This is a genomic window from Methylobacterium sp. ARG-1, from assembly GCF_001262595.1.
GTDB classification, from domain to species: domain Bacteria; phylum Pseudomonadota; class Alphaproteobacteria; order Rhizobiales; family Beijerinckiaceae; genus Methylobacterium; species Methylobacterium brachiatum.
Window position 1 is genome coordinate 109,218 of record NZ_LHCD01000011.1, and the last position, 23,778, is coordinate 132,995.

Below are 23,778 nucleotides of genomic sequence, written 5' to 3' on the forward strand. Positions count from 1 at the left end.
CCGTGATCGGGCGCCCGGCACGGCCCCTCCTCGCGGCGCTGCTCGGCAGCGCCCTCGCCATCCTGGCGCCGGCGGCCCAGGAAGGGCCGGCCGGCAATCCGGCAATCGCCGATGCCGTCGAGGCCTCGGCCGTCATCACGCCGGTCCCCAGCTCGCTGGGGGCCGACCCGGACCGCGTCGATATCGGCCGGATGCTGTTCTCCGATACGCGGCTGTCGCGCCGGGGCGACCGCGCGTGCATCACCTGTCACGACATCCGGACCAACGGCGCAAGCGCGGTCCCGCGGAACGTCACCACCGACGGCACGCCGGTGCCGCGCAACACGCCCACGGTCTTCAACGCCGCCCTGAACTTCCGCCTGGGCTGGGCGGGCGATATCCCGACCCTCAAGGATCAGGCCGAGCTGGCACTGACCCAGCCGGAATTTCTGGGCGGGTCGTGGCCCCGCATCCTCGACATGGTCCGCGCCGATCCGGCGCTCGCCGCCAGGTTTCGGTCCGCCTACGGCCGTGAGGCCGACCGCGAGGCCGTCGTCGACGCGATCAACAGCTTCGAGCGGCACCTGCTCACCCCGGACAGCCGGTTCGACCGGTGGCTGCGCGGCGATGCGCGGGCCATCACCGAAGCCGAGCAGCGGGGCTTCGCGCTCTTCCGCGGCATCGGCTGCTCAGCCTGCCATCAGGGCGTCAATGTCGGCGGCAATCTGTTCGAGAAGGTCGGGATCTTCGTGACGATCCCGAACAAGACCGCCGAGGTGCTGCGCGTCCCCAGCCTGCGCAACGTCGCGGTCACGGCGCCCTATTTCGACGACGGCGGCATCGCCACGCTTCCGGAGGCCGTGCGGTTGATGGCCCGGGTCCAGCTCGGGCGGGAGCTGACCACGACGCAGATCGCATCGATCGTTGCGTTCCTCGGCACCCTGACCGGATCCTACGAAGGCCACTCCGTGTCCGTGCCCCCGGCGACGCCCCCCGGCCCGCCGCCGACCGCCGACCATCGGCCATGAGGTTGACCGCGCAGGCCGCCGTACTCGGTGCGATGTTGGCCGCGCTGCTGACGTGGCTGCTGATCAACGGCAATGGCGAGATGGAGGCGGCCTATGTGACGATGCAGCGGACCATCGGCAGCCTCGCGCTGGCCGAATCGCGCCTCCAGCACGACGTGCTTCGGGCCCGCGCCGGGCATCTGCGCAACTACGATCCGATCGTCGCTCATCTGCGCAAGATGCAGGCGGCGGTGGCCGACCTGCGGGCGGCGAGCCGGCCGGACGACGCCGAAGTGCGGGCCCTCGCCGAGGTGGTGGACCGGGAGGCGCAGATGGTTGAGCGCTTCAAGACCGGCAACGCCCTGGTGCAGAACTCGGTCGCGTATTTCGACTCGCTGAGCGATCGCCTGTCCGAGCCGGACGTCGATCCGCGGCTCGTGCAGGCCGTGGCCGCCTTGCAGATCCGCGTCTCGCAACTCGCGCGCGACGGGAGCGCGAAGCATCTCGAGGACATCCGCGCGCGGCTCGACGCCATGGCCGCGATGACCCTGCCGACGGACCAGGCCGCGGATGTCGCCGCCATCGTGCTCCACGGGCGCCAGCTCCTGGATCTGCTGCCCCAAGTCGGCGCCGCGACGCGCTCGCTTCCGGTCGCATCGAGCGAGAAAGCCCGCCAAGCGCTGCTGGATGCCCGCCGGGAGCTGCACGCCGAGCGCCAGGCCCGCGCCGATGGCTTCCGCCTCGCGCTCTATGCCGCCGCCCTGGCGCTGCTCGCCCTCGCCGTGCGCGTGGGCCTGCTGATGCGGGCCGGCACCTTGATCCTGCGCCGGACGGTCGCCTTCCAGACCGTCGTGGCCCAGGCCGCCAACCGCTTCCTGGGGAGCCAGCCCGACGAGATCTCCGCCCACATCGTCGATGTCCTGGCCATGGTGGGCGGGGGCCTGAACACGGACCATTGCTATGTCCTGATGCTCGACGGCAGCGGCGCCGTGCATCTGTGGAGCCGGCCCGGCCTTGCGCAGCCCCAGGGCTGGCCAATGGCGCAACGCGCCCTGATCCCCGACATCACGGCCGCCTCCGACGATCTCATCTTCATCGAGACCGCGGATGCGGCCGGGCATCCTGCCTTGCGGCACGCCCTTGCCGAGCGCGGCATCGTCTCGTGGGCCTGCGCGCGGCTGCGCCGGGGCGAGCGCACCGTCGGCCTGCTGTGCTTCGAGCGCAGCACCTCCGATCTGCCGGGCTGGCTCCGGCAATCGTGCGGCCTGCTGCAGGTCGTCGCCGACAGCTTCGGCGCGGCCTTGGAGAGCCAGCAGGTCTGGGCGGAGCGCCGCGCGATCGAGGGGGAGCTGCGCCGGGCACAGCGGCTTGAGGCCATCGGCACCTTCGCCAGCGGTGTCGCGCACAACATCAACAACGTCCTCAACGTCATGCTCGGCCATGCCGAGATCGCGGCCGAGGCCTTGCCGGCGCATCCCGATCGGGCGGCGCGGCAGATCGAGATGCTGGTCCAAGCCGGCGGACGGGCACACGAGATCGCCAGCCAGATTCTCGATTTCGGGCGGCGGGGCAGCGCGATGCAATGCACCAGCGCCGTCGAGGCGGTCGTCGCCGAGACGATCGCCCAGATCCGCTCCTCGGCGGCCGACCCGACCGTGATCCGGTTCACCGGGACGGCCCAGGGGGCGATCGTCGGCGGCGAGCCGGCGCAGCTCCAGCAGGTGGTGCACAACCTGATCCGCAACGCCGTGCAGGCGTCGAGCCCGGATCGAGCCGTCGAGATCCAGCTCGACCGGATCACCCTGACGGAGCGGCGATCCCTCTCTCATGGGACGTTGCGCCCGGGCGATCATATCCGGATCCGGGTGAGCGATTCCGGCCGCGGCATGGACGAGGCGACGCTCGCGCGGATCTTCGAGCCGTTCTTCACCACCCGTCCGGCCGGAACCGGCCTCGGGCTCGCGACCGCGTTCGAATTCGTCCAGGAGCAGGACGGCGCCTTCAACGTGCGCAGCGTGCCCGGAGCAGGCAGCACGTTCGAGGTCTGGTTGCCGGTGATGACGCCAGCCATCAGCGACGCATCGCGGGCTTGCGGCGCCGTGATGATTCTGGGCCGGACGCGCGCCGCGGTCCAGGAAGACGAAGAGACCCTGGCGGCCCTGGGCTACGAACCGGTCGGATACGTCGACCCGGAGGCGGCCTTGTCCGCCCTGCGCACGGCGCCGGAGCGGTTCGATCTGCTGATCGTCGAGCACCCGCTGCCCGGCTTATCGGGCCTCACCTTTGCCCGCCGTGCCGCCCAGATCGCGAAATGGCCCATCGTGCTCTCGTTGTCGGCATCCGAGGCCGTGCAGCCGGAGATCCTCTCGGCCATTCCCGTCGTCGAGGTCGCCCGCCGACCCTGGCGCTCCAACGCGCTCGCCTTGACCCTGCAGAGACACCTTGCCTCCGGCGCCAAGCTGGCCTCCGGCGCCAAGCTGGCCTCCGGCGCCAAGCTGGCCTCCGGCGCCAAGACCGCGCCGCCGCCGCGCAAGCTCTCGAAGCGTTGAGGCGCGCGCGATCGCACCAGCTCCGGGGCTCCTCGAGCCGATCGCCCGCCTGAACGCCTTGCCGCACGCGACCGTCCGCCGGAGGCCTCAGCGCCACGAAACCGCCGGGGCCATGCGCGGCCTGTTTCAGGCGTAACCGAGCCGGCGGTCGGTTGAAATGGCACCGAAACCGCGCCTGGATATCGCGGTCGCGGGCGGGCCGGGGCAACTGGGCCTGTATCCGCAAGACCCAGAACCGGCCGGGCCGAAACCAGCCGGCATGATCCACCGTGGCATGGTGTTATGCGCATGAAATCCTTTGCTCCCCTGCTCTACGCCGCCGGCGTGTTTTCGGCGTCCGTCGCCTGCGCCGGGTCTCTCAAGGCGGAGCCGCTGCCGCTGTCCCACGGCACTTACGTCCAGGCGGATCTGGCCTGCGAGGGTGCGCCGTTTGCTGCCTTGAGGACCTATGACGGGCAGGGTCTGGGCGGCCCGCACGACAGCAAATGCGTCAGCAAGATCGTAGACGCGTACGGCAAGACGTACAGAATCGCGACCTCTTGCGCCGCCGCCGGGGACGGAAGCCCGGTCGCGCCCACGACCACCTCCGAGACGGTATTCGTGCCGTCGCGCCGAAGCTTCAAGATCGCGGATGGGTCGGCTGGCGACCAAGGGGGCGTATCGTACAAGCTCTGCCCCGGAAGCAAGTAACACCCAGCAGGGACTTTGACGGGATTCCAGCCGCTGGGCTTTCGAGCAGAGAACGCGCTGAATATGTGGCGGCGCTCCATCGCGTACGCAGGCGGGCGATGCCGGCTTGCGACCGGTGGACGGCGATGCGTTCGATGGTTTGCGCCGTATAAGCGGCGTCGGATCGGGATATTCGGGACCCGGATGAGGTCAGGCGAAAGGTACCATGCATAGCCCTGGCCACCGTTTCGCCCCCCCGGCGCCGCCGCTCGCACCCGACCGCGTCACCGGTCTCGGCGTGCTCATGCGGGTCCGGCGCAACGCCTTCTCGGCATTCCCGGCACGCTGCTTCACCACGCCGGCGATCACGTACCGCCTGGGCATCACCGACCTGATCCTCGCCAACACCCCCGACGCCATGCGTCATGTCCTGGCGGATCATCCGGACCGGTTCCGCCGCGTGCGGGCGACAGGGCGCGTGCTCGGTCCCATCCTCGGCCGGGGCCTCGCAGCGGCGGAGGGGGAAGCCTGGCGGCGGCAGCGGCGCACGCTCGCGCCCGCCTTCACGCCGCGGACGCTGCCCGTCCTGTCGCAGCATATCGCGGCGTGCGCAGAGGCGACCTGCGCGCGGATCGAAGCCGCGAAGGGCGGCCCGATCGATCTCCTGTCGGCGATGCAGGACCTGAGCCTGGATATCGCGGCGCGCTCGATGTTCTCGCTGGAGACGGCGCGGTTCGGGCCCGAGTTGCGGCGCCTGCTCCTGTTCTATTCCGCCACGATCGGACGTCCCCGCGCGAGCGATTTCCTGCTGCCATCGACGCTGCTGACGCCGACAGATGTGCGGCGCGCCCTGTTTCGACGGCGCTGGTCGCGGATCATCGCCGCCGTCATCGCGGAACGCCGGTCCGCGGCGTCGCCGGATACGCCGCGCGACCTGTTCGATATGCTGGCGGATGCCTACAAGGACCAGGACGAGGGCTTGTTGGCCGACGAGGTGTCGACGATGCTCTTCGCCGGCCACGAGACGACGGGGCTAACCCTTTTCTGGGCGTGCTTTCTCCTCGCCAACGCGCCCGAGTGGCAGGACGCCGTGCGCGACGAGGCGCGGGCCTGCGACGTGTCGCCGGGTTCGGCCGGAGAGGCGCTGGCGCGCCTGCCGCTGACCCGGGCCGTAATCGAGGAAACGCTGCGCCTGTATCCCCCGGCCTATATGTCGGCCCGCGAAGTCGCGAACCCGCACGACCTCTGCGGATCACCGGTCCGAGGTGGCAGCCTCGTCCTCCTGCCCTTCTGCATGCTCCACAGGAACCCTACGTTCTGGGCCGCCCCTTCGCGCTTCGATCCATCGCGCTTCCTCGGCGCTGCGAGACCGGACCGGTTTACCTTCCTGCCGTTCGGTGCCGGACCGCGGGTCTGCATCGGCGCGCAACTCGCCGTCGCGGAGAGCGTGCTCGTCCTCGCTCGGCTCCTGCGCGGCAACGCGATCGCGATGGAGCAGGCTGATCCAGTCCAGCCGATCGGATCGTTCTCGACGCGGCCGAGCCATGTGCCGGTGTTCAAGCTGCGCCCCTGCCTGCCTTAGGCACTCGAACGGGCCGGCATCGGAAAGGATCGGTCGAGCCCAGATCCGTGCAGCCATCACACGCTGGTGCCGGAACCGGGGTGACGTCTTCCGGTGCGGTAGAGAAGCGAAGCTTAGGTGATCATCCCCGGATACCACCCGAGGCTCCCGCCGTCAGTGCGCGGCGACCTGCTTCGCGAGTTCGGGGCGGCCGGATTCATCGAAGGCTCGCGCAAAGCTGAACCCGGATGCCGTCGGTCCCGCGTCGGCCAGGATTTCCAGACGTCGGACGCCGTCCGACCAGGTGGGGACGACATCCTCGGGAACCCACCACAGAACGTAACCGGGCCATTGCGGTCGCTGAAACCAGGCCGAGCGCCGTTTCAGGGCGTCGCGATGCAGCCCACCGTAGGAGAAGCAGCGGGCGGCTTCGCAATCGCGCCACAGCGACAGCGTTTGAACCATGCTGGCGCCGCTCGCCTTCCAGTTCGCGTCGAAGAAGCGCGGCGCCACGTATACGCCCCAGGCCCCGAAATCCTCACCGGGACCGGCTCGCCCAAGCAGGTCGGGACGCGCCTCGCCCGCGTGAGCGATGAAACCGTCCGCACCGCCCAGTGTCGGGAATATCATGCGGGCCATGCCGGCGAATTCCGTCAGCGCCTCGGACTGATACGCGCCCTTCAGAATTCCGAATGTGTATAGCGCGATCCGGGCCATTCGACATCCTCTATCGCTTTATTGAATATTTCGCTGCGTTTTCTGCTTAAGACGCACCTATTCCTAGGGCACATCCGTTGAGAGCGGAAAACTATGATACCCGCTCGCATCCTCGCTGATGCCGACCCGCGATCATCTGTCAGTCCAGCCGCGTGTTCGGCTTGCCGAGGCGAAGTCTTCGGCATCGGCCAACAGCTTCATCATGGGCATCGTGCGGCGGAGGTCGTCCAAAGCGGCCATCGCGCCGACCAGACCGGCAGCCTCAGATTATAAATACAAGCCTGGTCCGGTCAACGTATTTTGGAGTCGTTCACATCGTTACACATGAAACGAAAGATTTTGGATTTGTATCAACGCTGTAACAATTTGGATCTATCGAGACGTGAACCTTGCCTTGATCCGATACATTCTGAAAACGTGATTTTATCGACGCCACGACACGGGAGATCAAATGCCAAAGTATTGGTTCGTGACAGGCAGTTCCCGCGGCCTCGGCCGGGCGATCGTTATGGCCGCCCTCGAGGCCGGGCACACCGTCATGGCGACCGCGCGCAACCCCGGTGACCTCGACGATGTCGTCACCCAGTATCGTGGACGCATAATCCCCTATGCGCTCGACGTCTCCGATGCCGCCGCTATCGGCCGGGCGGTCGCTGACGCGAAGGACGCATTCGGCCGGGTCGATGTGGTCGTGAACAATGCGGGCTATGCCAGCCTGGCGTCGGTCGAGGACATGAGCCAGGACGCCTTCGCGGATCAGATGGCGACGAACTTCTTCGGCACCGTCCATGTCTCCAAGGCGGCCGTGCCGATCCTGCGCGCGCAGGGCGCCGGGCATATCTTCCAGATCGCGTCTGTCGGAAGCCGCATCGCGTCGGTCGGCCTCTCCGCATACCAGGCGGCCAAGTTTGCCGTTCGCGGCTTCAGCCTCGTCCTTGCGCAGGAGCTGGCTCCGCTGGGGATCAAGGTGACGATCCTGCAGCCGGGCGGCGTGCGGACCGATTGGGCCGGCTCCTCGATGATGATCCCGGCAATCAGCGAGCCCTATCGGCAGACGGTCGGGCCCTTCGCCGAGATGTTGCGGGCCGGGTCCGGCAGGGAGCCCGCGGATCCGAGGAAGGTGGCCCGGGCGATCGTCGATCTGTCCGGCCGTGACGATGCACCGGTCGAGCTCCTGATCGGCGAGGATGCCTATGCCTATGCGCAACGCGCAGCCGATGCCGTGGCCGCGTCCGACCGGGCCTGGAAGGACCTGACTGTATCCGTCGCCTTCTGAGGCCGGGCGCCGAGTGCGGGCCCGGGCCTGACCGAATGCCGATCGAACGCCCCCGAGCGCGCGTGTTTCGGACGCTTACGCCCGCACCGTTATGCGGTCGCGGCCCCGGAATCCGCGTCTGCGCTTGGTCGCCCCTGCGGGCTGTCCTGATGAAAGCGGAGTGCTGCGTGCATGGCGCGTGAACAGGCCCGATGGGGCTGGACGTGGGGGCGCCGCCTGATCGCCGTCTTCGCGGCGATCGTGATCCTGGTCGGCATCGTCGGCGCGGCGGTTCTCGGTCCGATCCTCCTCAGGCCGAATGCCTACAAGGCCGTCACCTCGATCGAGACGCAACCCACCTTCCACGATCCTGCGCTTCTGGCGCAGGCCTGGGCTTTGCCCGTGGCCGAGAAATACCGGCAACGGCCCTACGAATACCAGAGCAACCCCAGTTTCTGCGGTCCGGCCAGCGTGGCGAACCTGCTGCGCTCGCTCGGCGTCGATTTCTCGCAAGCCGATGTGATCCGCGGCACGACGTTCCAGCCCTGGTTCGGCATCCTCGTGAACGGCCTGACGCTGGACGAGCTGGCGGATCTGATCCGCAGGCGGCTCGATCGCCCCGTGCGCGTCGTGCGCGATCTCTCGTTGGCCGCGTTTCGCGAGGCGATGCGCAGCAGCAACGATACGAGCAAGCGGCTGATCGTGAACTTCCATCGCGGGCCGTTGTTCAGCCGGGGCGCCGGGCACTTCTCGCCGGTTCTGGGCTACCTGCCGGACAGGGACCTGGTCTTCGTTGGCGACGTGAACGGAAACTACACGCCGTTCCTCGTCGGTACGGAGCGCCTCTGGCAGGCCGCGACGACGATCGACGGCACGTCCGGCAAGGCCCGCGGGTTGCTGGTCATCGATCCGGCTCTTCCGTCGCCGTGATGGACAGCCCGCCCGCGAATGGTGCGCCCCTCGTGCCGACGCAGCCCGGCACCATCGCGTCGGTTGCGATCGCCGGGTCGCGTATCGAAAGGCCGATCGCAGCCGCATGCCGGGTGTGATCCCGATACGGCACGGCGCGAGAGACGCGATCACGTCAGCGCGGTGCATGCCGCCATGACCCTTCCCGACAAGGGCTGATCTACGGCCGGGGAAAGCGCACGCACCGGTCCCCACAGCGCCTTGCCTCCCGCCTCGGAGCGCGGCTTCGCAGCGGCAAGACGCTAAGGCCGGACACGTCGCGAGGCCTGGACCGCGACGTGCACGTCCCATAGCCACCGACCGGACGGTGCCGTCTCGCTCGCGGCCACAGCCGGCTGAGCGAAAATGCGATCTCAGCGCACCGCACATTCAACGGGAACGGCGAAGACGTATCCGACGCCGCGCTCGGTCAGGATTACGGCGGGTTGGCTCGGTTCCGTCTCGATCTTCCGGCGCAGCCGCAGGATCTGCACGTCGATGCTGCGATCAAAGACGTCCTCGTGGATGTGAGTCGCCTGCAGGAGGTACTCGCGGCTAAGCGGGCGCTGCGGCGCGTCGAGAAAGGCTGCGAGCAAGGCGTATTCCCCCTTGCTGAGGTCGACATCGACGCCGGCGGGATTGGTCAGGCGCCGCCGTCGCCGGTTGAGGACCCAACCCTCGAATCGTCTGCACGGCGCATCGTGCGAACGATGCCGGGCGTGTCTCGCGGCTCGGCGGAGCACGACGCGCACACGGGCCAGGAATTCGCGCAGGCCGTAAGGTTTGACGAGGTAATCGTCCGCGCCGAGCTCGAGACCGAGCACACGATCGATCTCGTCGCGGCGGTGCGCCGTCGTGAGGATGACGGGGATGTCGCTCCGCGCCCGCAATGCGCGCAACAGCTCCAGCCCGTTCTCCGAGCCCGGCCGCAGGTTGAGCGCCACGAGGTCGAACTCCGTCGGGTCGGCCAGCAGCGCTTGGGCCTGCAGCCGGGTCGCCGCCGGCATGACGGACACCCCGTGCTCCGAGAAATACGCCGAGACGGTCCGCTGCACGTCCGCGTCATCGTCGAGCAGCAGGATGCGGATACCGGGTGCGGGCACGGCACGTGCTCCTGTCGGCTCATGGGCGCTGAGACGTTATCGGGAAGGGCGCGCTTCCGCTTTGGTCGGCCCGACGCCCTCCGGGCGGACGGAAGCGCTTCGTCTTCCGTCCGCCGGCTCATCGAACCGCCCGGCGGTCCGTCAAGGTCGGTTCAGCGGCAGGCGCGGACGTAGCTGCCCCAGGCGGGGCTGAAGACCAGGCGACAGCCGCCGTAGTAGGAGCTCCGGTAATAGCCGCCCGCGGGATACCCCCAGCCATAGCCGCCGAAGCGGTGATGGAAGCCGCCATGATGGAAACCACCATGGTGCCCGAAACCGCCATATCCGAACCCACCGTGCCCGAAACCGCGGGCCTCGGCGCCTCCGGCCCCGCCGGCCAGGGCTGCCAGCGCAAGGCCGGCTAGAATCACAGTCTTCGTTGAAGTCGTCGTCATGGTGGATCTCCCTGTTGCAGTACAGGCACCATGCATCGGACGAAACCATAGAACTGTGATCCGGATCACTGTTCCAGTTTGGAGCCTCCGGTGAGAGCGGAAAGCCGGCCGGCACCCCATGAGGTCGGTCCTCCGCGCCATCCCGGTACCGGGGCTACGACCGGGTCTCGCGCCGGTGCCGCAGCCAGACCTCGAGGGTCTGGGTCCGCCCGCGGATCGACGTCGTCCGCCGCTCGAAGGTCCCCTCGGACATGGCGAGGCCGGCCGCCTCCGTCAGCTCGGCGCTGAGCGCCAAGCGGGCATTGGCCTGCGCGGCGACGGCGAGCAGGCGGCTCGCGACGTTGACCGTGTCGCCCGTGGCCGTGATGTGCTGGTTGGTGTCGCTGCCGAGCCGGGAGAGGATCACCGGCCCGTAATGCGCCCCGATGCGCACATCGAGGGCCGGTTCGGCCTCCGACAGAGCGGGATTGCGCGCGATCCAGAGCCGCGTGCGCGATATCAGGTTTTCGGCCGCTTCGACGGCGTTCGATGCCTGATCGGGATCCGGGTCGAGCGCGCCGAACAGGATCATGGCGCCGTCGCCCATGAAATTGACCACGAGGCCCCCGTGCCCCGTCACGGTCTCGTCCACGAGATCGTGGAACGCCTTGAGCATCCCGCGGGTGCGGACCGGGCCCAGATGCTCGCTCCGGCGGGTGAAGCCGGTGAGATCAACGAACAGAACCGGGATGTCCCGCGCGACGGGGTCCGCCAGGTAGGCGGGATCCAGGGCGAGCCGGTCGGCCAAGGCGGCGGGCTGGAGCCGTCGCAGGACCTCCTCGGACCGCGCCACCCTGGCACTCTGGCGACGCTCTAGCGTCTGGCGGCCGGCCGCACAGAACAGCGTCGGAAGCCCGGCTGCGGCGAGCGGCAGGGCAGCACTCAGCCAGAGGCCGTGAGCGAACGCGAAGGCGCCCGCGACCAGCCACCCTGCGGTCAGGAGGAGCGCGACCAACATGCCCGGACCCGGCGGCAGAAGCGCGATGAACAGCGCGGCGCCTGCGGACAGGACAAGGGCCGCCGCTGCATCGAGCCGCCGCACAGCCGCATCGCGGACGAGACCGTGCCCGGTCGTGAGATGGGCGATGCCGGTCGCGAGAAGTTCGACGCCGGGCATGACGGGGTCGAACGCCGTGACGAAGGTGTCGCCGCCTCCGAGTGCCGTGGCACCGATCACCACGATGCGATCGGCCAACGCCGCGGCCGGCGCCGTGCCGTCGAGGAGGGACGCCGCGCTCACCGTGGCGATGGTGCGCCGTGGACCGTAAGGGCGCAGCGGAAGGTGATAGCCGAGGTCCAGGGGAATCGCGGCGGTCCCGATCTGGACGCGGCCCTTGGTCAGGACCGGATCGCTGCGGGCCGCCAGGGCCGCCGCACGCAGGACGAAGGCCGCCGACGCGCCCTCGCTCGTCCGCACGATCAGCGGAAGGTGGCGCGGAACGCCCGCAGCATCCTCGGTCACGTTGACGAGGCCCGAGGCAATCCCCTCGCCGATCTCCGGTGTCGGCCGGTGTACGGCGGCGGCGACCGGGATACCGTCCTCGCTCGCGCTGCGGTCGAAGACCGCCGCCGAAGCCAGGACGGCGTTCGTCTTGCCGAGAGCCGCGGCGAGCGCGCGATCCGCCTCCGGCTGGCGGCCCGCATCGAGGAAGAGCACGTCCACGGCGATCACCCGCGGGTGGGCGTCCGCGATCGTCTCGATGAGCCGCGCCATCGTGGCCCGCGAAACCGGGAAGCCTCCCTCGCGCCGGACGGTCTCGTCATCGATCGCGACCACCGCGAGGTCGGCGGGTGGCGTGCGCGGACCCGCAAGGCGCAGGCGCAGGTCGGTGAGCGCCGATTCGAGGCGATCGAGCGGCGTCGCGCGACCAGCAAGGTGCACATGGCCGAGCCAGGCCCCCCATCCCAGCGCGCCAAGGAACGCGGCGCATACGAACCAGCGCTTGGTTCGGCGGAAACCCTGATCGGACCTCGGGACGGGATTTCGGTCGGCGGCGCTCAACGCCCGAAACGCTCAAGCAAGCTCCTGACGCGCTCCTGCGGCCAGCGCCGCACCTCCAGGGCGTCGCGGCCGTCATCGACATCCACGCCCTCGCCCGGCCCCAGCGTGACCGCGATCTGGGGGGCGTCGCGCCGGGCCACGTCGACATGGCCTTGCTCGACGAAAACGGAGGTGCGCGCGCGGGTCACATCGACGGCGTAGACCGTGCCGCGCACCGAGGCGATCGCATGCGGGGTGAGGATCTGAAAGCCTTCGCGGCGGACGCGGCGGCTCGCCGGGATGGTGACGAAGACCGCGTGGCCGCCGATCTCGGCCCCTTCGAGGTGCCCGTCGCCGTCCCGATCCACCGGCCGCAGGGTGCCCGCCGTCTCGGTTTCCAGGACGAGGCCATCGGCGCACCGCAGAACCCGCAGCGGTGGGTCGAAGCGCGTTGTCTCCGTACAGCGCGTCTGGGCGCCGACGGGGCCCGCGACGACGGTGAGGACGGCCACCACCGCAAGACGCGCTCCGGTTCTCATTCCATCAAACTCCCTCGCCAAGTCATGTCTGCGCCCGGTCCCCGAGCGCGACGAGACGCTGCGCAACCCGCACCGTGACGCGCGAGCGGCCCAGATCGATGATGCCCGCCCCCCGCCAATCCTGAAGGATCCGGTTGACGCTCTCCCGGGCCGCGCCGACGAAGGCTGCCAGTTCCTGCTGCGTCACCGGGATCTCGGCACCGTAATCCTGCGACAGCATGATCAGACGCCGCGCCAGGCGTGCGTCGAGCGGCAGCAACGTCGCCTCCTCCATGCGGTCGCTCATCCAGCGCAGACGCTGGCACAGCAAGCCGATGATCTGCGCCGCCAGGGTCGCGTCACGGGCGAGGAGCTTGAGGAAGTCCCGCCGCTCGACGACGAAGAGATCGGTCGGCTCGAGGGCTACCGCCTCCGCGGTCCGCAGATGGCCGTCCAGGAACGCGATCTCGCCGAAGACGTCGCCCGACCCCAGCAGGTTGAGCGTGACGGCACGCCCAGCGTCGGTGCCGGCTCCGATGCGAATTTGGCCGCGGCGTACCGCGTAGAGCGCGTCGCCCGGGTCGCCCTTCTGAAACAGGATCTCATGTCGCGCGAGACTGCGCGTCGTGCAGAGGCCGGCGATGGTCTCGATGGCGTCCGAACCGAGCCCGGCGAAGAAGGCATTCGCTGTGAGCAGCCGGATGAGCGTGTGCGACGTGCTCACGACTTCGTCTCTCTGGCCCGCGAACGCCGGCTTATGCGCGCTTCCTGGACCGGTCGGCAAGGCTTCCAATTCGCTTCTCTGGGCAGGAACCCGCACCAATACGCCGGGTGCCCCTATGATGGAGCGCCTAATACCCGACATCTCGGAGTCCGGGCCGCAGCATCTGCGTACCGCGCCGACGACGCAAGGGCGCGCTCGGAGCGGCGCAGGCACACGCGCGATTCGAACCTTCGACGCCGCGGACGTTCCTCGAATTGCGGCTTCGGGAGCGACGCGCCCCGTGCGACGACGAGCCAGCACGGGGCCGCATGGAAGCCGGGGCCACGCCTGCGTCCGAGAAAATGATGACGGCCTCGTTCGGGGACGGGGATGCGACTTCAGGATGGAAGTCGGCTCAGAAAGCCGAGCACGGCTTTGAAGTAGTTCACCTGGTCGTCCCACATGGCGAGGTGACTGCCGGTGTCGCTCAAGAACAGCTCGGCGTTCGGGATGAGCCGCGCCTCGCGGCGTGCACTCTCCGGATTCATCTCGTCGTACCGCGCGCCGATCACGAGCGTCGGCGTCGCGATCCGGTGCAAATCCGCCCACCGGTCCCACTCTTTCAGCTCACCCGTCGGCGTGAACTCGTTCGGCCCCTGCAACTGCCTGTAGATGTCCGTGTTAAGGCCGGAAAGGCTGCGCTGGATGGGGCTCGGCCATGGGTCGAGCCGGCAGATGTAACGGCTGTAGAGTTCGCGCTGCACGAGGTCGGCATAAGCCTCGCTGTCGCCCAGTCCAGCCGCCTCCAACGCCGTAAGACGCATCCGCACGTCTTCCGGAAGCGTATCGCGCAGGTGACGCCAGTAGGCGCCGTAATCGGCGAAGCTGGCGCTCATATTGGACAGCACGAAGCCGCTTAGCCGCTCCGGGTGACGCAACGCGTATTCGATCCCCAGGATCGCACCCCAGCTGTGCCCGATCAGCACGAACCGTTCGAGGCCGAGCCCGGCACGCACGGTTTCCAGCTCGTCGAGGTATCGCGGCAGCGTCCACAGGCTCCGGTCATCCGGACGATCGGAGGCGCCGGTGCCGAGCTGGTCGTAGAAGTACAGCGCATAGCCCGCTTGCGGCAGGAAGCTGGCGAAGCACTGCATGTAGTCGTGCGACAATCCCGGGCCGCCGTTGACGAGCAGAACCTTCTTTTCTCCGGAGCCGAGACGCTGCGTCCAGACCTTGTTCCCGTTCGGGAGCACGATCCATGTCACAGGGCCCGGATCATCGGTCGATACGGGCGCAGCCGATGCTCGCAACGACCGCAGCATTGCACCCGCGCCGATGGCCGCTGACCCGAGTAACACTTGTCGCCTGTCCGGCTGCATCATGCTTTGATCCGATCGCAATGCCATAAAGCGTCGCCATCCACCTCGACTCAATTTTCGACAACGCGGTCGGTGAGTGTCCGCAAGGAACAGCGCGTGATCCTGAGTGCTGATGCCTCGACCTGCCGCGTTGCATACCCACCGATCACCTTCGCGATTTCAAACCGACGCGGGCATTGAAGCTGATTTTCACGGGTCTCCCCGAATTGTAATATGTGGGTATATTGTCAGATGCATACATTGCATGACTGCTACAGAAAGAGCAATTCCGGTTACAGCCGTAATTTATCGAGCAAATCCTGGGCTGGGTGAGGCTCATGTCTTAGCGCGTCAAACAGAACGGGCACGGATTGCGCGGGCGGGCGTTAGCAGTGATGTCTTTTCTGCTTCTGCTCGATGATCTCTGGGGCGAGATTGCGCCACTTCTAACGCCGCCGCGCCCACGTCCAAGAGGCGGCCGGCGGCCGATTGAGCATCGCGCTATGTTGACCGGCATTCTGTTTGTGCTGCGCTCAGGCGTTCCGGCGGAGATGCTGCCGGCGGAGATGGGCTGCGGCTGTGGGAGGAGTTGCTGGCGACGCCTGCGCGACTGGCAGGAGGCAGGGGTGTTGGCGCGCCTGCATCAGGTCCTGCTGGAGCGCCTGCTTGCAGCCGGCGAGATCGACTGGAGCCGGGCGAGCCTGGGCAGCGCGTCCGTCCTGGCGAAAAAGGGGCTCTGCCACCGGCCCGAACCCAACGGACCGGGGGCAAGCCGGGCACCAAACGCCACCTCGTCACCGAGGCGCGCGGCCCCCCCTTCATGGTGAGCTTGTCGAACCATCGGCTTCTGCCTGAGCGGGGCCAATCGGCACGACAGTCCGATGCTGGCCCCGACGCTCGACGCCATCCCGCCCCCGCGGAGCGGACGGCGCGGGCGACCGCGCAGACGGCCCGGCAAGCTGCACGCCGACAAGGCCTACGATGCCAAGCCACACCGCCAGGAGTGCCGGGCCCGCGGGATCGTGCCGCGTATCGCCCGCAAAGGCATCGAGAGCAGCGAGCGGCTCGGGCGTCACCGTTGTGTCGTCGATCCTTCGACAAGCTCAGGATGAGGACACCCACGCGTGGTTCAACCGCTTCCGCCACCTGTTCATCCGTTACGAGCGGCGCGCCGACATCTACGAAGCCCTCACCAGCCTCGCCGCAAGCCTTATTACCCTAAACCAGATCAGACAATTTTGTTAGGCGCCCCAAGAAGATGTGTCGCAATGACCCGCCTGAACTGCGCGTCGTCACAGGTAACTCAGACCGGGCCAGGATACGCGCCGCTTGAGTCCGACCATCCCGTGGCAGGCGGCGTAGAGGGGAAGACAGAGCGCGGCGGCGATCAGCCAGATCAGGGCGGGCGCACCGACTTCGATCCGGCCCGAAGCGGCGACGAAACCGATTCCGGCCGCGGCCGTTTGCAGGGCGCGCAGCAGGAATAGGTGCAGGAGATAGAAGAACAGCGGCGCACCGCCGAAAACCTGCAGCCCGCCCGAAATCGCCGTCGGAAGGCGCTCGAACAGCGCCAGCAGAACGAGGCCGAGGCCAAGCGTCGCGAGGAGGAAGTCGGCGGAGGGCGGGTACTTGGTCAGGTTGAGGAAAGCCAGTGCCGTATCGACCATCGTCGCGCCGGGCTGCCAGGGCACGGGATCCCCGTAGCCGTTCAAGCCGCGCAGGACGGCGAAGGCAGCGAGCGCTGCGCCACCCGCGATCGCAAGCCGGCGCCGCCTATGTTGCGCCGGTACGGCGCCGCTGAACCAGGGTCCCAGGGCGTAGCCGGCCGCGATGACGCCGATCCAGGGCAGGACCGGGTACGAAGTCCGTGCCACGCCCCAGGGAAGGGGTATCAGCCCGCGCTGGTGCAGGATCGACCACAGGGCATAGCTGGGCTGGTCCGGCGCGAGGGCGATCCCGTCGAGGGCGTTGTGCCCAAGCATGACCACCAGCGCGAGGACTGCAAGCGCCGCCCGCGGCAGCCAGAGCAGGCCAGCGAGCGCGACCATGCTGACGCCGATCGCCCAGATCACCTGCAGGTACAGGATGGGCGGCCGCAGGCTCGCGGTCCAGGCGAAACTCACGAGGGTCACTTCCAGCGCGACCAGGAGCAGGCCGCGCTTCAACAGGAAGGCGGCGGTGGCCGCCCGTCCGCCGTGTTTCTGACCGTACAGGCGCGCCGACAGGCCGGTGAGCAGGATGAACACCGGGGCACAGATGTGCGACGCGATCCGCGTCCAGGCGAGCGCGGCCGGGGTCGCGGCGAGGTCCATCGGGTCACGGACCTGGGCGTGCAGGTAGACGAACTCGCGCACGTGATCGACGAGCATCAGCAGCATCACGAGGCCGCGCAGCGCATCGATCGAGGCGATGCGGTGTGACCGATGCTGCGTCGGGGCGATGCCTCCGGGGGTCATCGCGTGACGTCCGAGCCGAGACGGCGCAGGAGCCGACGCACGTCGGCCGGCGTCCAGACCGTTCCACCGCGGGGCTTGCCGATATCCCGGCGCGTCATCTCCGACGCGATCCCTTGCGCCGTTCGGCCGGTCTCCCGCGCGATCGTCTCGATCAGCGGCTGCAGAGCGAGGACGTAACGCCGGGCCCGGGCGGAGGCGGCGTTGCGCCCGGCATCACCCGGGCGACCGGGACCCGGCTGCGTGGGACGCTTCTCGGCCATGCGCGCCATCAGAACCGAACCGTGAATGAGCCGGTGAAGCGCCGCGGCGAGCCCGGGTACACGCGGAATACGTTGAGCGAACTCTCGTAATATTCGGTGTTGAAGATATTTTCGACGTTGAGGGCCAAGCGGACGTTGTCGAAGCGGTAGTAGGCCAGGGCGTCGACCGCGATGTAGGCCGGCAGGACGAAGCCCGAGCCCGCCGCATCCCCCGCCCGCTCGCCCACGCCGCGGACGCCGCCGCCGATCCCGAACCCCTTCCAGTCGCCGCCCTGCGGCTCGTAGACCGCGAGCAGGCTACCCGAATGGCGCGGCACGTTGATCAATGGCGCGCCCACCGGCAGCACGTTGTCCTTGGTCACCACCGCGTCGGCGAAGACGTAGCCGGCCAGCACCTTCAGCTCCGGCGTGAGCTGCCCCTGGGCGGTCAGCTCGAAGCCCTGGCTGCGCACGGCGCCAGCCGCAAGCGAGAAGCCGCTGTTGTTCGGGTCAGGGGTGAGCACGTTCTGGCGCTCCACCCGGAAGGCCGCCGCCGTCAGCAGAAGGTTGCCGCCGAACAGCTCGGACTTCACGCCGACCTCGTAGCCGAGGCCGGTCTCGGGTGCGAGCGGCACTCCCCGTGCCACGGATGCGGCGTCCGGGCCGATATTCGGGCGGAAGCTCGTGCCGACATTGGTGTAGAGCGCGAATTCCGGGATCGGGCGGTAGACGAGGCCCGCCCGGGGTGAGGCCGCAACCCGGGATTGATCGACCTGGCTGCGCGGGGCCCGCTCCCGGAACGACTGCTCGAAGATGTCCACGCGCATGCCGACGAGCGCCCGCCATTGCGGGCTGAGGACGATCTCGTCCTGGGCGTACAGGCCGGTATTGGTGACGCGCTCCAGATTGTTGCGCGGGATCGTGATCGGCGGCAGCGCCTGCCCGTAGACCGGCGCGTAGATGTCCAGCGCGAAGGGGCTCGTGCGGAAGTTCGAGCGGAAATATTGTGTGCGGCTGTCCGTGCTCTCGCGGTCGACTCCCAGCAGCACGGTGTGGCCGATCCCAACCGTGTCGAAGCGCCCGAGCAGTTCGGCCTGACCGATCGCCACGTCCCAGCGGTAGTCACGCACGTTGCGGTCGCGCGACACCGTGCGGTTGTCGGCGGCAAGCGAGCGGACCTCGGCGGACTCGCCCTCCAAGTCGCCCGTGTTGAGGTAGGTCGCGAGCCGCATCTGCCACGCATCGTCGAAGCGGTGGTCGACGCGCAGCTGCAGGGTGTTGTTGCTCTGGTCGGTGCTCTGGCCCGGCTCCCCCAGGAAGCGTGAAATCGGCAGGAAGCCGAGCTGCTTGTTGATCGCGATCACCCCGCGGTCGAACACGATGCGGTTCTTGACGAACTCGGTCTCGACCGTGACCCGGGTATCCGGCGTGACCTGCCAGCTCACCACCGGCGCGACGAGCAGACGGTCGCTGTTGACGAAGTCCCGGAAGCTGCCCGCCCCCTGGGCCGCGAGGTTGAACCGGTAAAGGACCGTGCCGTCCTCATTGAGGGCGCCGCCGGCATCGACCGTGCCGCGGGTCAGCCCGAACGAATCGACCTGGGTGCCCATCTCGACGAAGCGCTGGGCGGTGGGCTGCTTGGTGATGATGTTCACCAGGCCGCCGGGATCGCTGCGTCCGACCAAGCCGGCGCCAGGCCCCTTCAGCACCTCGATCCGCTCGATGTTCTGCGCATCGGGCGGGGGCGGCGTACCGCGGTTGAGGGGGAAGCCGTTCTTGTAGATCTCCGAGGTGGTCACCCCGCGGATGGCGTAGCTGAAGATGCTCAGGCCGCCGAAATTGTTCTGCTGCGCGACGCCGGGGAGATAATTGAACACGCGATCGACGCGTGTGGCGGCCAAGTCGTTGATCACCTCCCGGGGTGCAACGGTGACGACCTGCGGCACGTCGATCTGCGGGGTCGCGGTCCGGGTCGCGCTGACCGCCCGAGTCGCGCTGTAGCCGGGGGTCGGCCCGATCAGGCCGATGCTGTCCGACGCGCTCGTCGTACCGGGGGCCGCGCTGCCGCCGACATGCTCGACCGAGACTTCCTCCAGGGCGACGCTCTCCTGCGCGCGCGTCTCGCCGATTGGCGAACCCGCTGTGAGGACCGCCGCGAGGGCGACACGCGGGCTGTGGCGGCGGAGCCGCGACCGTGAGCGGATCCGCGGGCCGCGGGCTTTCGCGAACGGTTCGGTCGTAGTCGGCTTCGGGCGGACTGGCACCGGCACACTCTGGGTTATTGAGCCGGGGGCCAAGCGTGAGCGCGTGCGCGCGACGGGCCCGCGTGGCCGCGCCGGACATGCGTTCCACCGGGGCACCCCGCCCAAGGGTTGTCGTCGCGCCGAGGCAGGTCTCCTGGCTCGCGGGTCACGATCCCTGCCTGGCCTTCCCGATGCGCGGCATCAGTGACCGAGGAGCAGCAGGAACTCGCCACTTACAGTTGCGGGGGCAGCTTCAGCTTTGCCGTTGTCGGCGCACTGAATTCCCATCTTCGCCTACGGACCGAAGCCCGCGGGAACCTTGGCCGATCGATACTCGCCGCGGCGCCCCCCGGGGTCAACGGCCTATGCACAGAATGCAACGTTGTTACATTCGCTGTGGCGCGACGGCCACATATACGGGTCGCGCGACCCTAGGGGTGGTTCGAGTCGTGGTCGGCGCACTCAGGGGGCTGGGCCAAGCGTGCGAGCTGCGATGTCAGGCCGACATTGAGTCCCCCTTGACCGCCCCAGAAGCGCACAAAAAATTTCGCCATCGGCCACTAGACGACCGGTCTAATCAGAGCTATCTCAGCGTCATGGCACGCCTAAACGCGCATACCGACACCCGGCAGGAGATCCTCGACACCGCGTACGGCCTCGTGGGTGCCAAGGGGTTTTCCGGTGTGGGGCTCAACGAGATCCTGGCTTCGGCCCGGGTGCCGAAGGGCTCGTTCTACCACTATTTCGGATCGAAGGAGGCTTTCGGCGAAGCGCTTCTGGCCGACTACTTCGAGGGCTATCTCGCCGATCTCGACGCGACCCTTGCGGAGCCCGGCCTGAACCATGCCGAGCGCCTAATGAACTACTGGCGCAAATGGCAGGCGACGCAGGGCAGTGTCGATTACCAGCGCAAGTGCCTGGCGGTGAAGCTCGCCGCGGAGGTCTCGGACCTGTCCGAGGTCATGCGGCTCGCTCTCAAGGACGGGACCGCCGGGATCATCGAGCGGCTGGCACGGGCCATCGAGGCGGGGGTCGCGGAGGGCTCGCTTAAGGTCGAGGGCGAGCCGCATACCATCGCCGAGGCGCTCTATCACGTCTGGCTCGGTGCGAGCCTGATGGCGAAGATCGTGCGGACCGACGCGCCGTTCGAGGCCGCGATGGCGACGACGCGGCGGATCCTCGGGCTCGCCTGACGCCGATCCGACGAAGGGGGAGGCAGCAGAACCATGCCGACGTATGCGTAAATCCGAGACGACCGGTCTACTTAACAGGAACGGCGTGACATCGTCGACCTGCCAAGCGCTCACAACCACAACCAGGAGAGATACGATGCCCTACGCGGCCAAGACGTTCGCCTTCCCATCCCTCGTGATCGCCGGGTTGGAGAGTGCCGTGCTCGGCATCCCCGCAGCCTCGGCACAGGAGAGGATCACCCTCGAGACCATCGGCGCCGTCCGCATGGCCAGGGCCAACGAGGTCCGCCGCGCGAGCCTCCCGGTTCGCTCGATGGAGACGGCGCCGACGCACGACCAGGTCGCAGAGCGGCCGTCGAAGGCGCGCTAACGCCGCCCCCTTCGCTCGCCACCCACGATCCGCGCGGCCCGCTCCGCGGAGCCGCCGCCCGCAATCCCTGGCTTCAACCCCGACACATACGGAGACCGATGATGAAGATCCTGATGGTGCTGACCTCCCACGATCAGCTCGGCGACACGGGCCGCAAGACCGGCTTCTGGCTGGAGGAGCTCGCTGCGCCCTACTACGTGTTCGAGGATGCGGGCGCGGAGATCGTGCTCGCCTCGCCCCAGGGGGGCCGGCCGCCGCTGGACCCGAAGAGCAGCGAACCCAGTTCCCAGACCGATGCGACGCGCCGGTTCGAGGCGGATTCGGATGCCCTGTCGGCGCTGTCGAACACGACCAAGCTCGATGCCGTCACCCACGACACCTTCGACGCCGTGTTCTATCCGGGTGGGCACGGTCCGCTTTGGGATCTCGCCGAGGACCCGACCTCGATCAAGCTGATCGAGACGACGCTGGGCGCCGGCAAGCCGGTCGCGCTCGTCTGCCATGCCCCCGGCGTCCTCCGCCACGCGAAATCCCCCGACGGGACGCCGCTCGTCCAGGGCAAGGCGGTGACCGGGTTCACGAATAGCGAAGAAGAGGCGGTCGGCCTCACCCGGGTCGTTCCCTTCCTGGTCGAGGACGAGCTCCGGCGGAATGGCGGCCGGTTCTCCAAGCTCGGCGACTGGGCCCCGCACGTGGTGGCCGACGGCCTGCTGATCACCGGTCAGAACCCGGCCTCGTCTGGCCCCGCCGCCGAGCGTCTCCTCGAGAGTCTCGCGAACACCTGACGGACAACCTCAGCCGTCCCTGAATGCCGACCGAGCCGCCATGCGGTCGGACGGCCCCGGGTCGGTGCACGCCGCCCGGTCCGGCGGAGGCTCGGACCGCAGCGGGGATTCCCGCCCGCAAGACGCATCGTGAAGGATACCGGCCCATGACTACCGACATCATATTCTCGGACGCCACCCAGCTCGCCGCCCTGATCCGCAGCCGCCAGGTCTCGCCGGTCGAGGTGATGCAGGCGCATCTCGACCGCATCGCCGCGGTCGACCCCAAGGTCAACGCCATCGTCACCGTGGCGGAGAAGGCGCTCGACGACGCCCGGGCCGCCGAAGCTGCGATCCTGGCCGGCGGCGAACTCGGCCCGCTGCACGGGGTGCCGTTCACCGTGAAGGATTCGATCGACACCGCGGGCGTCCTGACCCAGCGCGGATCGCCGATCTTCAAGGGCCGCATCCCCGAGGCGGATGCCACGAGCGTCGCCCGCCTGAAGGCTGCCGGGGCGATCCTGCTGGCCAAGACCAACCTTCCGGAATTCTCCTACTGGATCGAGAGCGACAACCTGCTATCGGGCCGGTCGAACAACCCCTGGGACCTGGAGCGCACGCCCGGCGGTTCGAGCGGGGGCGAGTCGGCGGCCATCGCGGCCGGCATGTCGCCGCTCGGCCTCGGCACCGACCTCGCCATCTCGGTCCGGGGACCGGCCGCGCAGACCGGCATCGTCTCGCTGAAGGCGACCCACGGGCGGGTGCCGATGACGGGGATCTGGCCGCGTGCACCGCGGCGCTTCTGGCATGTCGGCCCGATGGCGCGCTCGATCAGAGACCTCGCACTCGCCTTCTCGCTCCTGTCTGGGCCCGATGGGGAGGACGGCTACGCCTCTCGTACCGTCGCGGCCGATGCCGGTGTCGGGTCCGCGCCCGGCCGTCCGCTGCGGGTGGGCTGGCTGGTCGAGCCGGGTTTCGGCCCGATCGATCCCGAGGTCGCCGCGACCGTCCAGGCGGCCGCCGAGGCGCTGAAGGGCGTGGGCTGCGTCGTGGAGGCCGTACGCATCCCGGCGCTGGAGCGCGACTTCGCCCTCGACGTGTTCAACAAGCTCCACGTCATGGAGATGAAGCCGGCCTTCCGGGAGGCGACGGAAGGCCGGGGCCGGGACGAGCTCTATAAGATGGCCAAGACCATGCTGGCGCTCCCGGACACGTCGATGGACGACTACGTCGCGGCCGAGCAGGCGGCGGAGCGGCTGCGGGACGGCTATGCCGCGTACTTCCGGCGCTACGACGCGCTGATCACCCCGGTCCTGCCGATCCCGGCCCACAAGCACGGCGTCACCGAATTCGTCATCAACGGGCAGACCGTCGACGCCACCTATCTCCAGGGCGCGACCGTGCCGCTGAACGTCACCGGCCTGCCCGGACTGTCGATGCGGTTCGGGACCAGCCGCGAGGGACTGCCGATCAACGTCCAGGTCGTGGCCAGCTGGCAGGCCGAGTCGACGATCCTGCACGTCGCCACCTTGCTGGAAGCGGCCAGCCCGGTCCGCGACCATCATCCGAGCCTCTGAGGCGCTGGGCACGGAGCGGGGCGTTGCAGCCTTGCTCCTCCCGGTCGGCGGGCCATGGGCCTGCCAGCCAGCGCAGGATGGCCCGGCGTACCGCGCGGTGCGCCGAGCATTGACC

Annotated in this window: 20 protein-coding genes, 1 pseudogene and 1 riboswitch; of the genes and pseudogenes, 11 read left to right on the forward strand and 10 right to left on the reverse strand. The window is 68.6% G+C overall.

Going from position 1 to position 23,778, the window contains the following annotated elements:
* Positions 1-2 precede the first annotated feature (2 nt).
* The 4 genes from AKJ13_RS13060 to AKJ13_RS13075 all read left to right on the forward strand — a co-directional run bounded on the left by AKJ13_RS13060 (position 3) and on the right by AKJ13_RS13075 (position 5,786).
* A complete protein-coding gene (locus AKJ13_RS13060) occupies positions 3-1,007 on the forward strand; it encodes a cytochrome c peroxidase (protein ID WP_050733727.1) in 1,005 nt (334 codons plus the stop codon).
* A complete protein-coding gene (locus AKJ13_RS13065) occupies positions 1,004-3,535 on the forward strand; it encodes a two-component system VirA-like sensor kinase (protein ID WP_050733728.1) in 2,532 nt (843 codons plus the stop codon). Before AKJ13_RS13060 ends, AKJ13_RS13065 begins: the two co-directional genes overlap by 4 nt.
* 288 nt (positions 3,536-3,823) lie before the next feature.
* Positions 3,824-4,225 (forward strand): hypothetical protein, encoded by a 402-nt coding sequence (locus AKJ13_RS13070; protein ID WP_144426240.1) that lies wholly within the window; start codon positions 3,824-3,826, stop codon positions 4,223-4,225.
* 205 nt (positions 4,226-4,430) lie between these two features.
* Complete coding sequence (locus AKJ13_RS13075) at positions 4,431-5,786, forward strand: cytochrome P450 (RefSeq protein ID WP_050733730.1); 1,356 nt, start codon at positions 4,431-4,433, stop codon at positions 5,784-5,786.
* Between the two features lie 153 nt (positions 5,787-5,939).
* Here the strand turns inward: AKJ13_RS13075 and AKJ13_RS13080 are convergent, their stop codons facing one another.
* Positions 5,940-6,482 (reverse strand): DUF3291 domain-containing protein, encoded by a 543-nt coding sequence (locus AKJ13_RS13080; protein WP_050733731.1) that lies wholly within the window; start codon positions 6,480-6,482, stop codon positions 5,940-5,942.
* A 451-nt stretch (positions 6,483-6,933) separates the two neighbouring features.
* Here AKJ13_RS13080 and AKJ13_RS13085 point away from each other — a divergent pair, with 451 nt between their 5' ends.
* On the forward strand, positions 6,934-7,758 hold the full coding sequence (locus AKJ13_RS13085) for an SDR family NAD(P)-dependent oxidoreductase (protein WP_050733732.1): 825 nt from the start codon (positions 6,934-6,936) through the stop codon (positions 7,756-7,758).
* 240 nt (positions 7,759-7,998) lie between these two features.
* A complete protein-coding gene (locus AKJ13_RS13090; RefSeq protein ID WP_200905626.1) occupies positions 7,999-8,667 on the forward strand; it encodes a phytochelatin synthase family protein in 669 nt (222 codons plus the stop codon).
* A gap of 392 nt (positions 8,668-9,059) precedes the next feature.
* Here AKJ13_RS13090 and AKJ13_RS13095 read toward each other — a convergent pair whose 3' ends face one another.
* The 6 genes from AKJ13_RS13095 to AKJ13_RS13115 all read right to left on the reverse strand — a co-directional run bounded on the left by AKJ13_RS13095 (position 9,060) and on the right by AKJ13_RS13115 (position 14,845).
* Positions 9,060-9,788 (reverse strand): winged helix-turn-helix domain-containing protein, encoded by a 729-nt coding sequence (locus tag AKJ13_RS13095; RefSeq protein WP_050733734.1) that lies wholly within the window; start codon positions 9,786-9,788, stop codon positions 9,060-9,062.
* A 152-nt stretch (positions 9,789-9,940) separates the two neighbouring features.
* Complete coding sequence (locus tag AKJ13_RS30380) at positions 9,941-10,222, reverse strand: hypothetical protein (protein ID WP_082316941.1); 282 nt, start codon at positions 10,220-10,222, stop codon at positions 9,941-9,943.
* 154 nt (positions 10,223-10,376) lie between these two features.
* Positions 10,377-12,143 carry an adenylate/guanylate cyclase domain-containing protein gene (locus tag AKJ13_RS13100; protein WP_144426241.1) on the reverse strand — a complete coding sequence of 589 codons (1,767 nt, stop codon included), beginning with the start codon at positions 12,141-12,143 and terminating at the stop codon, positions 10,377-10,379.
* A 116-nt stretch (positions 12,144-12,259) separates the two neighbouring features.
* Entirely contained in the window at positions 12,260-12,754 is a 495-nt protein-coding gene (locus tag AKJ13_RS13105) for a FecR domain-containing protein (protein ID WP_244471592.1), read from the reverse strand.
* A 49-nt stretch (positions 12,755-12,803) separates the two neighbouring features.
* On the reverse strand, positions 12,804-13,484 hold the full coding sequence (locus AKJ13_RS13110; protein WP_050733737.1) for a Crp/Fnr family transcriptional regulator: 681 nt from the start codon (positions 13,482-13,484) through the stop codon (positions 12,804-12,806).
* Between the two features lie 377 nt (positions 13,485-13,861).
* Positions 13,862-14,845, reverse strand: coding sequence for a proline iminopeptidase-family hydrolase (locus tag AKJ13_RS13115; RefSeq protein ID WP_244471593.1), 984 nt, complete (start codon positions 14,843-14,845; stop codon positions 13,862-13,864).
* 371 nt (positions 14,846-15,216) lie between these two features.
* On the opposite strand from AKJ13_RS13115, the pseudogene AKJ13_RS30385 reads away from it, so the two are divergent.
* Positions 15,217-16,066: pseudogene (locus AKJ13_RS30385) on the forward strand (IS5 family transposase).
* A 47-nt stretch (positions 16,067-16,113) separates the two neighbouring features.
* Here AKJ13_RS30385 and AKJ13_RS13125 read toward each other — a convergent pair.
* Genes AKJ13_RS13125 through AKJ13_RS13135 form a run of 3 tightly spaced genes read right to left on the reverse strand, consistent with a single transcriptional unit; the run spans position 16,114 to position 19,720 of the window.
* Positions 16,114-17,277, reverse strand: a complete 1,164-nt coding sequence (locus tag AKJ13_RS13125; protein ID WP_050733738.1) for a heparan-alpha-glucosaminide N-acetyltransferase domain-containing protein — start codon at positions 17,275-17,277, stop codon at positions 16,114-16,116.
* Positions 17,274-17,537 carry a recombinase family protein gene (locus AKJ13_RS13130; protein WP_244471594.1) on the reverse strand — a complete coding sequence of 88 codons (264 nt, stop codon included), beginning with the start codon at positions 17,535-17,537 and terminating at the stop codon, positions 17,274-17,276. The genes AKJ13_RS13125 and AKJ13_RS13130 overlap by 4 nt, the downstream gene beginning before the upstream one ends.
* Positions 17,538-17,545: 8 nt before the next feature.
* The gene (locus AKJ13_RS13135) at positions 17,546-19,720 is read right to left on the reverse strand and encodes a TonB-dependent siderophore receptor (protein WP_050733756.1); all 2,175 of its coding nucleotides are present in this window, start codon (positions 19,718-19,720) and stop codon (positions 17,546-17,548) included.
* A gap of 165 nt (positions 19,721-19,885) precedes the next feature.
* Positions 19,886-20,096: riboswitch (cobalamin riboswitch) on the reverse strand.
* A gap of 259 nt (positions 20,097-20,355) precedes the next feature.
* Between AKJ13_RS13135 and AKJ13_RS13140 the strand changes: the two genes are divergently transcribed.
* The 4 genes from AKJ13_RS13140 (at position 20,356) to AKJ13_RS13155 (ending at position 23,663) form a co-directional block, all read left to right on the forward strand.
* The gene (locus tag AKJ13_RS13140; RefSeq protein WP_007564482.1) at positions 20,356-20,952 is read left to right on the forward strand and encodes a TetR/AcrR family transcriptional regulator; all 597 of its coding nucleotides are present in this window, start codon (positions 20,356-20,358) and stop codon (positions 20,950-20,952) included.
* A 136-nt stretch (positions 20,953-21,088) separates the two neighbouring features.
* The gene (locus tag AKJ13_RS13145) at positions 21,089-21,322 is read left to right on the forward strand and encodes a hypothetical protein (RefSeq protein ID WP_050733740.1); all 234 of its coding nucleotides are present in this window, start codon (positions 21,089-21,091) and stop codon (positions 21,320-21,322) included.
* A gap of 101 nt (positions 21,323-21,423) precedes the next feature.
* The gene (locus AKJ13_RS13150; protein ID WP_050733757.1) at positions 21,424-22,107 is read left to right on the forward strand and encodes a type 1 glutamine amidotransferase domain-containing protein; all 684 of its coding nucleotides are present in this window, start codon (positions 21,424-21,426) and stop codon (positions 22,105-22,107) included.
* A 146-nt stretch (positions 22,108-22,253) separates the two neighbouring features.
* Positions 22,254-23,663, forward strand: a complete 1,410-nt coding sequence (locus tag AKJ13_RS13155) for an amidase (RefSeq protein ID WP_050733741.1) — start codon at positions 22,254-22,256, stop codon at positions 23,661-23,663.
* The last annotated feature ends 115 nt before the right edge of the window (positions 23,664-23,778 follow it).